This is a genomic window from Colwellia sp. BRX8-5, assembly GCF_014077325.1.
GTDB lineage: Bacteria > Pseudomonadota > Gammaproteobacteria > Enterobacterales > Alteromonadaceae > Colwellia_A.
In genome coordinates this window covers 56822-70690 of sequence record NZ_JACGVR010000001.1, presented here as the reverse complement: position 1 = coordinate 70690, position 13869 = coordinate 56822, and the positions used below count along the sequence as shown (strand labels likewise).

General features: G+C 38.8%; 9 protein-coding genes and 1 pseudogene. 9 read left to right on the top strand and 1 reads right to left on the bottom strand.

Annotated elements, in window-relative coordinates; all coding sequences use genetic code 11:
- Positions 1-205 precede the first annotated feature (205 nt).
- The 9 genes and pseudogenes from H4J62_RS00295 to H4J62_RS00255 all read left to right on the top strand — a co-directional run bounded on the left by H4J62_RS00295 (position 206) and on the right by H4J62_RS00255 (position 12112).
- Positions 206-841, top strand: a complete 636-nt coding sequence (locus tag H4J62_RS00295) for an ANTAR domain-containing response regulator (protein WP_259366313.1) — start codon at positions 206-208, stop codon at positions 839-841.
- Between the two features lie 41 nt (positions 842-882).
- Positions 883-1956, top strand: coding sequence for a CmpA/NrtA family ABC transporter substrate-binding protein (locus H4J62_RS00290; RefSeq protein WP_182213412.1), 1074 nt, complete (start codon positions 883-885; stop codon positions 1954-1956).
- Between the two features lie 401 nt (positions 1957-2357).
- Positions 2358-3704 carry a CmpA/NrtA family ABC transporter substrate-binding protein gene (locus tag H4J62_RS00285; protein ID WP_182213585.1) on the top strand — a complete coding sequence of 449 codons (1347 nt, stop codon included), beginning with the start codon at positions 2358-2360 and terminating at the stop codon, positions 3702-3704.
- A gap of 123 nt (positions 3705-3827) precedes the next feature.
- Positions 3828-4784 carry an ABC transporter permease gene (locus H4J62_RS00280; RefSeq protein ID WP_259364858.1) on the top strand — a complete coding sequence of 319 codons (957 nt, stop codon included), beginning with the start codon at positions 3828-3830 and terminating at the stop codon, positions 4782-4784.
- 24 nt (positions 4785-4808) lie between these two features.
- On the top strand, positions 4809-5669 hold the full coding sequence (locus H4J62_RS00275) for an ABC transporter ATP-binding protein (protein ID WP_182213408.1): 861 nt from the start codon (positions 4809-4811) through the stop codon (positions 5667-5669).
- Positions 5670-5729: 60 nt separating this feature from the next.
- A complete protein-coding gene (locus H4J62_RS00270; RefSeq protein ID WP_182213406.1) occupies positions 5730-6914 on the top strand; it encodes an alginate export family protein in 1185 nt (394 codons plus the stop codon).
- A gap of 116 nt (positions 6915-7030) precedes the next feature.
- Positions 7031-8485: pseudogene (nirB, locus tag H4J62_RS00265) on the top strand (nitrite reductase large subunit NirB); the annotation flags it as partial.
- Between the two features lie 97 nt (positions 8486-8582).
- On the top strand, positions 8583-11273 hold the full coding sequence (locus tag H4J62_RS00260) for a nitrate reductase (protein WP_182213404.1): 2691 nt from the start codon (positions 8583-8585) through the stop codon (positions 11271-11273).
- Between the two features lie 137 nt (positions 11274-11410).
- Positions 11411-12112 carry a VC0807 family protein gene (locus H4J62_RS00255; protein ID WP_182213403.1) on the top strand — a complete coding sequence of 234 codons (702 nt, stop codon included), beginning with the start codon at positions 11411-11413 and terminating at the stop codon, positions 12110-12112.
- A gap of 109 nt (positions 12113-12221) precedes the next feature.
- On the opposite strand, the gene H4J62_RS00250 is transcribed toward H4J62_RS00255, so the two are convergent.
- Positions 12222-13736 (bottom strand): leucyl aminopeptidase, encoded by a 1515-nt coding sequence (locus tag H4J62_RS00250; protein WP_404842389.1) that lies wholly within the window; start codon positions 13734-13736, stop codon positions 12222-12224.
- Positions 13737-13869 lie beyond the last annotated feature (133 nt).

Sequence of the window (13869 nt, the reverse complement as noted above, 5' to 3'; positions counted from 1 at the left end):
CCCAATTCTACATGCTAAGGTGTTTAAACAGTTCAATCCTAGAAGAGGTTATTTTGGTGCACCTTTGCATCACAAACTAATAAAAACGAGTATAAAAAATCAAAGGACAATCCTAACCAATTGATATAAATGTAATTAAACTTCTGGTGTGAATTGTGCTTTAATATTTTAAATATACTTAATTCTTAATTTTAATTTGAATAAATTGAAAAATAAAACCTTGTCTTTACCTAATAAAAATACGATATATCAGGATGTTCCATCAGGATTAAAAGTATTGCTTGCTGAAATAAACCATGCAAAAGCAAAGGTATTAATGAGCGTACTGATAAATGAGCAATATGATATCTATCATGTTGCTCATTCTGGCGTACCTTTATTAAGAGATGTTAAACAGCTAAACCCAGACGTTATCATTATTGATATAGAATCTCCAAACAGAGATATGCTTGAAAACCTCAATAAAATTTCTCAATTCGCCCCAAAACCTATCGTAGTTTTTTCAGAACAACAATGTGCCAATACTACCATTAATCAGATGGTCAAATCAGGGGTTAGTGCTTATGTGGTAGGGGAAGTTAACCAAACAAGAGTGAAGTCAATTATTGATGTGGCTATTGCGAGATTTGAGCTTTTTCAAGGACTAAAACAAGAACTTGCTGACACTAAACAAAAATTGTCTAGCCAGAAAAGTATCGATAAAGCTAAACGTTGGTTAATGGAAACAAAACAACTGTCTGAAATAGATGCGTATCACTTCATTCGAAAAATAGCGATGGATAACAGCCAGAAAATGGATGATGTTGCCAAAAACATCCTTTCTGTTGCTAGCATTTTTTAGATATTTAAAGACGTTTTAAAGAATTGTAGAGAATATCAATTATGTTTAATATTGAAAAAAAAAATATAACCCTTGGCTTTATGCCATTAACAGATAGTGCCCCCTTAGTCATTGCTCATGAAATGGGATTTTTCGAAAAATGGGGGCTTAACGTAAACCTAACAAAACAAAATTCTTGGGCCACATTAAGAGATAAATTGCATAGCGGAGTTATTGACGCCGCCCAAATGTTAGCCCCTATGCCCATTGCCTGTAACTTAGGTTTACACGGACAAAAGTCAACCGTGATTGCCCCAATGATATTGAGTCGTAACGGTAATGGCATCACGTTATCGACTAAACTCTACCAAAAAATATTATTACAACACAATACCAATGAGATCAGTATGCCATTTTCGGCCAATATATTGAGACATGAAATAGAGCAACGAAAAAAAGAAGGTAATAAATTAACCTTCGCTGTCGTTTTTCCTTATAGCTGTCATCATTATCAACTTGTTGAATGGCTAAAGAATAGTGATATCGATCCATCAGACATTAATTTATTAATTGTACCTCCTTCAAACATGGTGCCATCTATGCATTCAGGGGATCTTGATGGCTTTTGTGTCGGTAGTCCTTGGAATGCTAAAGCGGTTAGAGAAGGTGTTGGCATCACAGGTGTTACTTCTTCTGACTTATGGGAAGATTCACCTGAGAAGGTGCTTGGATTAATGTCTGATTGGCAAGTTAAGCACCCAGAAACAACATTTGCTTTAGTATCTGCTTTATATGAAGCATGCCAATGGCTTGAAAATATTCCCAATCGCTTTGAAGCAGCGAGGTTCTTGAGTCGTGCAAAGTATTTAGACACACATATCGACGTAATTGCGCCTTCATTAATGGGGAGTTGCCTAACCCTTAACAATACATCACCTCGTAAAGTAGAAAGCTATCAACAATTTTCGACATTAGGTGATCCCACATTCAATAGGCCAGCACATCATTACGGTGAAAACATTGCCAAATTAATGCAAGCGTGTGGACACATAAACAGACAACAAATAACGGATCTAGACATTACTTCGATCTACAGGGAAGATATTTATCAAGCTGTAATATATAAGAATAAGTAGAGCCTTTATTAAAATGAAGTATCTGCCTACAGGCCTATAGACACCAAAATAGTGCAAATACTTCTCACTGTTGGAGCAAAGTATTTAATCAAAAAACATAAAGCAAAGTAAGTTACTGATTTTAAATACAATTAATAGGTGGCACTAATTGTGCTTTATAGTTAATAGCGTTTTCATGTTAATTCAATCAACAGCGGTTGTTTTAACGATAAAGTGAAAATTGACTCAAAACTTATTTCGTTAAAACTAATCGCACTGCAACGACGTAGTCATTATTAGTTTGGCATTGAAGCCCACAGTACTCGGATTGTATCCGAAGTACTGTGGGCTTTTTTTATTTGGAGAAAGGTATTTTGAAAACGACTTTAAAAAATGAATGTAAAAAATTATGCCGTACTGTTATTGCAGGACTATGTATTTCTGGCTCCCTACTGACTTCGTCTTTGCAAGCAGCAGAGCTAGGCTACCCAGAAAAAGAAGAACTTAAATTTGGTTTTATTAAATTAACCGATATGGCCCCTATCGCTATTGCTTATGAGAAAGGATTTTTTGAAGATGAAGGCTTATACGTCACGATTGAATCTCAAGCTAACTGGAAAGTATTACTTGATGGCGTTATAGATGGTCGATTAGACGGTGCTCACATGCTTGCTGGCCAACCCATTGCAGCAACGATTGGTTACGGGACTAAAGCTGAAATCATCACGCCTTTTTCAATGGACTTAAATGGCAATGCGATTACTGTTTCTAATGAAATTTGGAAGCAAATGAAGGTCAATATTCCTAAGCAAGCCGATGGAAGACCTGTTCATCCTATTAAAGCTGATGCCTTAAAGCCTGTTGTAGAAAAGTATCTTGATGAAGGCAAACCTTTCAACATGGGTATGGTGTTTCCAGTGTCGACACATAACTACGAGTTACGCTATTGGTTAGCGGCTGGTGATATTCATCCTGGATTTTACGCTCCTCATAAAGGTGATACATCAGGAAAGATTGACGCACAAGTGCTGTTGTCAGTAACGCCTCCTCCACAAATGCCAGCCACAATGGAAGCCGGCACTATTTATGGTTATTGTGTAGGTGAACCTTGGAACCAACAAGCCGTATTTAAAGGCATTGGTGTGCCGGTCGTTACCGATTATGAAATTTGGAAGAACAACCCGGAAAAAGTATTTGGTATTACTAAAGCCTTTGCTGAAAAATACCCAAATACCACCATTCGTTTAACACGCGCATTGATTCGTGCCGCTAAATGGTTAGACGAAAACAATAATGCTAACCGTCCAGAAGCAGTGAAAATTTTATCTCAATCGAACTATGTTGGTGCTGATTACGACGTTATCGCAAACAGCATGACAGGGACTTTCGAGTACGAAAAAGGCGATGTGCGTTCAGTACCTGACTTCAACGTATTCTTTCGCTACAACGCCACTTATCCTTACTACTCTGATGCTATTTGGTATTTAACACAAATGCGTCGTTGGGGACAAATTAGCGATGACAAACCTGATAGTTGGTACAAAGATATTGCCGCACAAGTTTATCGTCCTGATATTTACATGGCTGCAGCGCAATCATTAGTTGATGACAAGTTATTGTCTAAAAGCGACTTTTCAGACTTAGTCGGTGAAGACGGTTTCCGTGCTCCTCAAAAACACTTTATTGACAACATTGTTTATGACGGTACTCAACCAAACGCCTATATAAACAAGTTTAAAATTGGCCTAAAAGCCGGTGACAAACTTTAGAACCTTGTCGTATTTTAGCCAGTACTTTACTGAGTAGTTATGCGCTGTCCATTAACTGGCAGCGCATAAAGGAGAGCAAAAATGACTGCTGTAATTAATAAAAAAACATTAGGTATTGTGCCAATGAGCAATAACAAAATAATCGGGTCCTTTATTTCAGAAAAGGCACAAGCGTTGATATTACCTATGGCCGGTATCTTCTGTTTTATGCTGCTATGGTCGTTTACGGCAAGTAGCATTGATACTTCGCTCGGAAAATTCCCTGGCCCCAGTGCAGTGGCTACTCAAGTAGTTAATTTAATTGATGAACATAATGCTGAACGCGCCAAAGAAGATGCTTTTTATATTCGCCAGGACGAACGAAATAAAGTGCGAATGGCAAAAGATCCAAGCTATCAAGCTAAAATACGAGTTTATACCGGTAAAGAAACATTTTTAGACCAAATATTCACCAGTTTAGTGACGGTAATTAGTGGCTTTTTAGTGGCTGCTGTTGTTGCTATTCCCTTAGGTATTGCCATTGGTTTAAGTAAAAATTTAAATACGGCAATAAACCCTATTATACAAATTTTTAAACCCGTATCTCCTTTGGCTTGGCTACCGATAGTAACCATGGTAGTCAGTGCACTTTATGTATCTCCTGATCCTATGTTTGCTAAATCTTTTATCACCTCTTTAATCACAGTAACTTTATGTAGTCTTTGGCCTATGGTCATCAACACTTCTTTTGGTGTGGCTTCAATAAATCAAGACTGGGTGAATGTCAGTAAAGTATTAAGCCTGCCTAAACACGTGCATATTCAAAAAATTGTTTTACCTGCTTCCATTCCTGCCATTTTTACTGGCATGAGAATGTCATTAGGTATTGCTTGGATGGTACTTATTGCGGCTGAAATGCTGGCACAAAATCCAGGGTTAGGAAAGTTCGTTTGGGATGAATTCCAAAACGGCAGCTCACAATCTCTTAGTCGCATTATGACCGCAGTATTAACCATAGGCCTTATTGGCTACATGCTTGATAGAACCATGCTGCAACTGCAAAGAATATTGTCTTGGGACAAATCAAGCGCACAACTTTAGCCAATATAGGATTAAGGAAATCACATGAGCATTATTTTAGACATCAGCAAAGTAGATATGGTATTTCCAACCCCTAAAGGTGATTTTACCGCGTTAAAGGGTGTTGATTTACAAATAAAAAAAGGTGAATTCATTTCACTTATAGGTCATTCAGGTTGTGGTAAATCAACCGTATTGAATATTGTTGCCTGTTTGCACAGAGCAACATTAGGTGGCGTATTATTAAATAACAAAGAAGTAACAGAACCCGGCCCTGAACGTGCTGTTGTTTTTCAAAACCATTCATTATTGCCTTGGTTAACCGCCTATCAAAATATTGAGTTAGCGGTAAAACAAGTCTTCAAAAATAAAATGTCTTCAAGCGAAATGAAAGAATGGATCGAACATAACTTACGTTTAGTTCATATGGATCATGCAAAAGACAAGCGTCCTGATGAAATTTCAGGCGGTATGAAACAACGTATTGGTATTGCCAGAGCTTTAGCAATGAAACCAGAAGTACTTTTGATGGATGAACCTTTTGGTGCGCTCGACGCTTTAACGCGAGCTCATATGCAAGACTCATTAATGGAAATTCAGCAAAAGCTTAACAACACCGTCATCATGATCACCCATGACGTAGATGAAGCTGTTTTATTATCAGATCGCATTGTCATGATGACCAACGGGCCAGCCGCGACAATAGGCGAAATATTAGACGTCAACTTACCTCATCCAAGAAACCGTTTAGCGCTAGCAGAAGATGTTGAATATAACCGTTTACGCTCAGCTGTTTTAACTTTTTTGTATGAAAAACAAAGAAAGGTTGAAGTTATTCCCACAGCTAAATCGGCTAAATCAACTGAAAAAGCTCAAGTAAAACAAAAGACGTCCAGTGTTGCTTAATACATTTCGCTAAATTGAAAAATTATAAAAATAATTTAAAAAAACTTTAAGGGATAAACCATGAAAAACGTTCATACATTCTCAAAAATTACGGCAGTGGTTTTGTTAGCAAGTGCCAGTGCTTCAGCAACCGCAAATAGCGAGACTAAAGCTAAAGCCAGTATAGATTTAAACTTGCGATATGAAAAAGTTGATCAAGACAATACCAAAAAAGATGCCTCAGCGTTAACGCTAAGAACTCGTCTAAATTACACCAGTGCTAGCTACAATAATTTTACCGCAGTTGTTGAATTTGAAGACTCACGCCAAGTAGCGGGTATTAACAGGTATAACGATGCCGTGGGCAATAATACTGAATATTCTGTTATTGCCGATCCAGAAACGACTGAATTAGACCAAGCTTATGTGCAATACAAAAAAGATGGGATCACCGCTAAAGTCGGTCGCCAAGTACTGACCTTAGATAATCATCGTTATGTTGGGCATGTAGGATGGCGTCAAGATAGACAAACATTTGATGCCGCGACCATAACTTATGACGCATTAGACAATGTAAAAATGAGCTATAGCTACATTAATAAACGTAATCGTATTTTTTCCAATGAAAAAGATTTTAATGCAAAAGACCATTTACTTAACCTCGCCTACAAAACGAGTTATGGCAAACTAACCGTTTACAGCTATCTCTTAGAAGTTGATGAAGGAACAGCTAATAGCTTAGATACTTTCGGGGTGAGTTTTAACGGTAAAAAAGACAAGTTTTCATATTCAGCCGAATTTGCTACTCAAGATTCAGAAAGCGGTGCAACTGACTACTCTGCAAGCTATATGGCCATAGAAGGCGGCTATAGCTTTGATGCTGTAACTCTTAAATTAGGTGCAGAAGTTCTAGGCAGTGATGATTCAATGGTTGGGTTTTCAACACCCCTGGCGACACTGCATAAATTCAATGGTTGGACAGATCAGTTTTTAGGCACACCAAAAGAAGGCTTGGTTGATCTTTATGCCTCTGTGTCAGGTAAAGCATTCGGCGGCGGTTGGACAGTGACAATTCATGATTATTCTGCTGATGAATCAACCAATACGGTTGATGATTTAGGCAGCGAAATTAATGCCGTTTACGCGAAAAAATTCGCTAAGAATTATAAGGCAGGCTTAAAATATGCGGCTTACTCAGCAGGCGATTCTACTGCAGGTAAAGTTGATACAGATAAAATTTGGCTTTGGGTAAGTGCAAATTTTTAGCTCTCCAAACACACTTATAATGATAACGCTCTACAGGTTTGTTAAGCGTTATCACAAATTGTAAACCCATATCACTATTGCAGCAGGTAAATAAAATTAGCTCAAGTAACCAACAAATCATAGAGAAACAAAAAGTTGTCGTGGTCGGTAACGGCATGGTCGGTCACCATTTTGTTGAGCAATTGGCTCAAATGAACACAGCTGCTCAAGCCATTGAGATAACCGTTTTGTCAGCAGAGCCTCGCCTTGCTTATGACCGTGTTCACCTTTCAACATACTTTAGCGGTAAAACAGCGGCAGATCTGGCCATGGCTGACGAAAAAACTTACCAAGATTGGACGGTAAATTTTCAAACTAATGCCAAAGTTGTTGATATCGACCGCAGCAATAAGCATGTTGTCACGCAAAACGGCCAAGTTATCGCTTATGACAAACTCATCTTAGCCACTGGCTCTTATCCTTTTGTACCGCCTATTCCAGGAAAAGACCGCGAGCATTGTTTGGTTTATCGCACCATAGATGACTTAGATAAGATTCAGGCCAGCGCAAAGGTCAGTAAAGTGGGGGTGGTTATCGGCGGTGGTTTACTCGGCCTTGAAGCTGCAAATGCGCTAAGCCACTTAGGCTTAAAAACCCATGTCGTTGAATTTGCGCCACAATTAATGGGGGTGCAAATTGATGCTGGTGGCGGTCGCTTATTAAAAGAAAAAATTGAAGCTTTGGGTGTTGAGGTGCATACATCAAAAGCCACCAGCGTAATTGAAGACGGCAAAACCTGTCGTTACAAGCTTTGTTTTAGTGATAATACCGAGCTAGAAGCTGACCTTATTTTATTCTCCGCTGGTATTCGCCCTTATGACAATCTAGCTAAATCATTCGCACTTGAAATGGGGGAACGAGGCGGTATTGTGATTAATAACCACTGCCAAACCTCAGATGAAAATATCTATGCTATTGGTGAATGTGCCCTCTGGAACAACTTTATTTTTGGTTTAGTGGCGCCGGGTTATCAGATGGCCAAAGTGGCGGCAAAACATATTATGGGTGAACAAACCTTGTTTACCGGTGCCGATATGAGTACCAAATTGAAACTCATGGGTGTTGAAGTAGGCTCAATAGGTGACGCTCACGCAAAAACAACCGGGGCAATAACCTATACCTATCAAAATCAACCGGCTGGCGTTTACAAGAAAATTGTTATCTCTAGTGACAAAAGCAAAATGCTTGGCGCAGTATTAATTGGTGATACCCGTGAATACGACACGTTATTGCAATATATGCTTAATGCCATAGATTTACCTGAATCACCAGAAACGCTGATATTGCCTTCATCAGGTGAAAAGCCAACATTAGACGTTGGTGCACTACCTGATAGCGCGATTATTTGTTCATGTCATCAGGTCACAAAAAGCAATATTATCAGCTCAATCGATCAAGGAGCTTATACCCTAGATGATATTAAAATTTGTACTAAAGCCAGTAGCGGATGTGGCGGTTGTAGCGCTTTATTGAAAAGTCTGGCTGAGGCAGAATTTGCAAGCCGTGCTGTGAAAGTTAAACAAGATATTTGTATAAATGTCATCGAATAAAATTCGAACATAAATAAATAAACAAAACATCCCATATAAAGCGGGCTGTATATCATTCTCTGTTTTAAAGGTAAATTTTATGAGTTGTTCTCAATCATCACATATTGTTCAATCAACTTGTGCATACTGTGGTGTAGGTTGTGGTATTGATATTACGGTTAACAATGGCAAGGCCAGTGCATTAGTCGGCACCATAGAGCACCCAGCCAACTTTGGACAACTGTGTGTTAAAGGTACCAATTTATTAGCCACCACAGATTTAACCAACCGCTTACTTGAGCCACAAATAAATAATAAAACGGTTGATTGGTCAACAGCGACAAATCATGTTGCCGATAAATTTACACAAATTATTAAAGAGCATGGCGCTGATGCCGTGGCTTTTTATGTCTCAGGACAGCTACTGACTGAAGATTATTATCTGGCGAATAAATTAATGAAAGGCTATATAGGTTCAGCCAATATAGATACCAATTCACGCCTTTGCATGTCTTCAGCGGTTGCCGCTTATAAGCGCAGTTTCGGTGAGGACGTTGTACCATGTAGCTATGACGATTTAGACAGTACAGAGCTTTTATTAGTTACCGGCTCTAATGCCGCTTGGACCCATCCGGTATTATTTCAACGTATTGAACGTGCTAAAAAACGTAATCCAGCGATGAAAATTGTGGTTATTGACCCGCGTAAAACCGCAACCTGTCAAATAGCTGATTATTTTTTACCGATAAAGCCAGGCACTGACGCCGCATTTTTTAACGGTCTTTTAAACTACTTAAGCGCTAACAATGGCTTAAATAATGACTATATTGCACAGCATACCCAAGGTTTCGAACAAGCTTTATTAGCAGCAAAAAAATGGTCACTCGCTGAAGTATCAGCCTATTGCGATCTTGACCAACAAACCCTTGCCAGTGTCTATCAATTATTTGCCGACACTGAAAAAGTACTCAGCTTTTATTCAATGGGCATCAACCAGTCAAACTCAGGCACTGATAAGTGTCAAAGCATTATTAATTGTCATTTAGCCACCGGAAAAATAGCCAAAGACGGTTGTGGGCCTTTTTCTATCACAGGTCAACCCAACGCTATGGGCGGTAGAGAAGTGGGAGGTTTGTCTAATCAATTAGCCGCTCATATGGATATTGAAAACCCTGAACACCGCTCAACAGTGCAACGTTTTTGGCAATCCCCCACTATCGCTGTTAAAGCAGGTTATAAGGCGGTTGATCTGTTTGACGCTATCGATGAAGGTAAAATAAAAGCGGTCTGGATAATGGCAACTAACCCGATGGTAAGCTTGCCCAACGTTAAAAAAATAGCCCAAGCATTAAATAAATGTGAATATGTTGTGGTCTCAGACTGTGCTGAAAACAATGATACGTTAGACTTTGCTGATGTAAAACTACCGGCAACGCCATGGCTAGAAAAAAACGGTACCGTTACCAACTCAGAGCGCCGAATTTCGCGCCAAACTAATGCTATAGCTCCGAGCGGACAAGCAAAGCACGACTGGCAAATTATTGCGGACGTTGCCACGGCCATGGGTTTTTCAGGCTTTAACTATTCACACGTTAGTGAGGTATTTAGAGAGTTCGCTCAACTGTCAGGTTTTGAAAACAATTGCAAACGAGTCTTTGATATCTCTGCATTTTCAGCCATTACTCCAAAACAGTATAACCGTTTAAAGCCTCTACAATGGCCAGTTAATGATACCTATCCTGAAGGTAAAAAACGTGTTTATGAAGAGGGTAATTTTTCTACCCCTTCAGGTAAAGCTGTCTTTTTTCCTATTACGCCACGCCAGCCAACTCAAAAATTATCCGCTAAATTTCCCTTTAGGTTAAACAGTGGTCGATTAAGAGATCAATGGCATACGATGTCTCGAACAGGCAAATCCCCTCAGCTCACCGCTCATACCGATAAATGTTACCTTTATATTAATCCTGATGACGCGGCGAGATTAAGCATAGTAGATGATGAGATAGTCAATATTGCATCAAACACTGGGCAAGCAAAAGTGCATGCAAAGTTAGATAAAAACCAGCGTTCTAATGAATGTTTTATGCCTATTCATTGGAATAAGCAATTTGCGTCTAGCGCAAATGTTAACAACTTATATGAGAGCATTACCGACCCGTTTTCTGGTCAACCTGAAATGAAGCATGGCGCGATCGCATTAAGCAAAACAGACTTTGTCCAGTTTGGTCAACTTCATCTTAGCGAAGAATTTATCGTGCAATGCCAAATGAGTAATGACTTTTGGAATAAAGCACGCACCCATTATGGCCTTAGTTATCAATTTGCTAATATTGAACTTGAAAGTGACCTTTTAAATTGGTGTCAAACAAGCAGCCATATATCTGGTGAGTGGCACCAATTTAGCCAAGCAGGCACCTCTTACATTATTTGCTTACAAGCCAATAAATTAGTTTTCTTGTGTTATGTGTCAACAACACAGCCCCGTATTGAAAGCGCATGGCTTAATTATGCTTTTGGTCAGTCATCTCTAAGCGAAGCTAATATTAAATCTTTACTCGCAGGGACTTCAAGTGAAGAGTTCTCCAAAGGTAAACAAATTTGCAGCTGTTTTAATATTGGTGAAAAAGACATTGTAGGCGCAATTAAAGGCGGCTGTAGTTCTGTTGAACAATTAGGAGAGGGGTTAAAATGTGGCACAAACTGTGGTTCATGTAAATCAGAATTAGCTGCATTACTTAGTGAACATCACATCGATAAGGCCACATTAATTAACAGCACTTGGAGTGAATAATGGATAGTGCTTGCCAGTAAATGTAAAGCTTGCGAGCACTAGCAGATTATAATATGACATTTTAGCTATTATTAGATAAAATGTCGGCAGACTTAAATAAACTGGCGATGGTCAGTTGTGCCTAAATATGAAATATAATGCCAATTCAAACACCTGTTAAACGCCCGAATACCTTTTTAGAACTCCTATATAATATTGCTATTCCATCGATTATTTTAATGAAACTTTCGACAGATGAGTATTTAGGCACTGTACCGGCCTTAATTTTTGCCTTATTGTTTCCACTCGGTTATGGCTTGTATGATTTTATTAAAAACAAGTCGATGAATTTTATTTCCTTATTAGGATTTTTCAGTACCTTGTTAACGGGTGGCATAGGTTTATTTGAACTGGACGTTGAATGGCTCGCTATCAAAGAAGCTGCCATTCCATCTGTTATCGGCATAGTTGTGCTGATATCTGGTTTTTGGGGAAAACCCTTAATTGCTAAAATATTGTTAAATCCACTGTTATTTAATTTAGATTTAATCTATCAAACGCTAGCAAGCAAAAACAAAACTGATCAGTTTAAAGCAAGAATTCAGTGGGCAAATCATCTTTTAGCTTCAACCTTTGTTTTTTCTGCCACTATGAATTACCTATTAGCTAAATGGATTGTTATTAGCCCCGCTGGCACAGTAGAGTTTAATGAGCAACTTGGCGAAATGACACTGTTAAGTTATCCCGTGATTGCCGTACCTTCAATGGTGATGCTAATTGCAATTATGTTCTATGTGGTAAAAAGTACCATGAAATTAACAGATTTAACGTTAGAAAAAATATTAAACGGTGAGAAATAACCTCCTAACTACCGATTAATTATAGACGGATGTAAGTGGCTAACCCTCGACCTACTCCGTCTATTTTCAATAAAGTCAATTTTTGTATTGCTCAGTTAATAACCCTGTACTATTTTTCTTTAGTCATTAACCATTCAGACAATAACCTCACCCCAAAACCTGTACCGCCGGTGGGTACTTCATCTTTTGCTTTACTGCTAAGCGCATTACCGGCAATATCAAGATGAGCCCATCGAACATCGCCAACAAAGTGCTGGAGAAAACTAGCTGCTGTGGTTGCACCTGGCCCACCTGAACCGGTATTCTTTAAATCAGCAATGTCCGTTTCAAGCATATCTTTATACCCTAGCGGTAATCGCCATAAATTTTCATTCACTTGTTTACCTGCAAAGGTTAATTCGGTAACTAACGCTTCGTCATCTGAGAATAAACCAGCATAACGATCACCTAATGCTCGAACTTTTGAGCCCGTTAAAGTGGCTAAATCTATCATAATTTCTGGCTTGTAGTATTGACGCGCATACCAGAGTGCATCAGATAAAACCAAGCGCCCTTCTGCATCTGTATTAACCACCTCAACCGTTAGCCCTTCTGCTGTTTTAACAACATCACCGGGTGCTATAGAAAATTGAGAGACCATATTAGCCGCCATCCCCATGACAGCAACAACATTCACTTTAGCTTTATTTAAAGCAAGTCCCTTAATAGTCCCTAACGCTGCAGCTGCACCGGCCATATCCGACTTCATTCGGGCAATAGATGCGCCGGTTTTAATGCTATAGCCACCAGAGTCAAAGGTAATACCTTTTCCCACTAAAGCGATCGGTGCCTCATCGTTACCTTGATAATGGGCAACAACTAAACGTGACCCTTCTTTACTACCACGGCCAACAGCCTCAAGTGCTCCCATACCTAATTTTTTAATCTGTTTAGGCGTTAACACTTTTATTTCAACACCGAGTTTTTTTAACTCTTTTGCCGCATTAGCAAAAGCAACAGGTGTCATCTCAGTGGGAACTTCACTGGTTAAATCTCGCGCTAAAAAGACACCTTGCTCGATATTAGCTAATGGGGCATACGCTGCTTGAGCTTGCTTGCCATTTTCAACATCAAACATAAACGTTTTTTCACTACGCTTTTCATTGTGATACTGCTCAAAACGATGAGCACGTAAACTTACACCATGTGCCAATAAAGATGCGGCAGTATTGCTAGACACTAAATCATCAGTTGATACTTTAATAACCTGAGTTAATTTAGTGTCTAACTTAGCCAATAAGTTACCGCCCAAAGCGGTCAACTTATCTTTACTCAGTTGTGCTTGTGGGCCTGTTCCAACAATTAACACACGCTCATAATGTAAACCATAAGGTGCAACAACTTGTAAAAAGCTACCGTACTCACTGCTGAAATCTTCTGCTTTCACAGCTCTACTTAAGTGACCTTGACTTTCCTTATCGAATGCAGAGAAATCACTATTTTTCCCCTCTTTTGTGTGAAAGATAACTAAGGTATCTGCAACCGTTGAAACAGAATCTGCAAAAGTTATTGTTTCTGCCAATACCGTTGTGCTAGCAAGCATAGCGCCTAAAACAACTGAGATGGTGGTACGTTTTAACAACATAAAAACCTCTATTTAATGGATAATAAGAATAATATTAAGATATACGACAATAAAGTCATATTAGTTCAATGACTATTCCAAGGAAAATATTCATATAAAATAGGATTTTATAGCGATCAATTAAAGATTAATA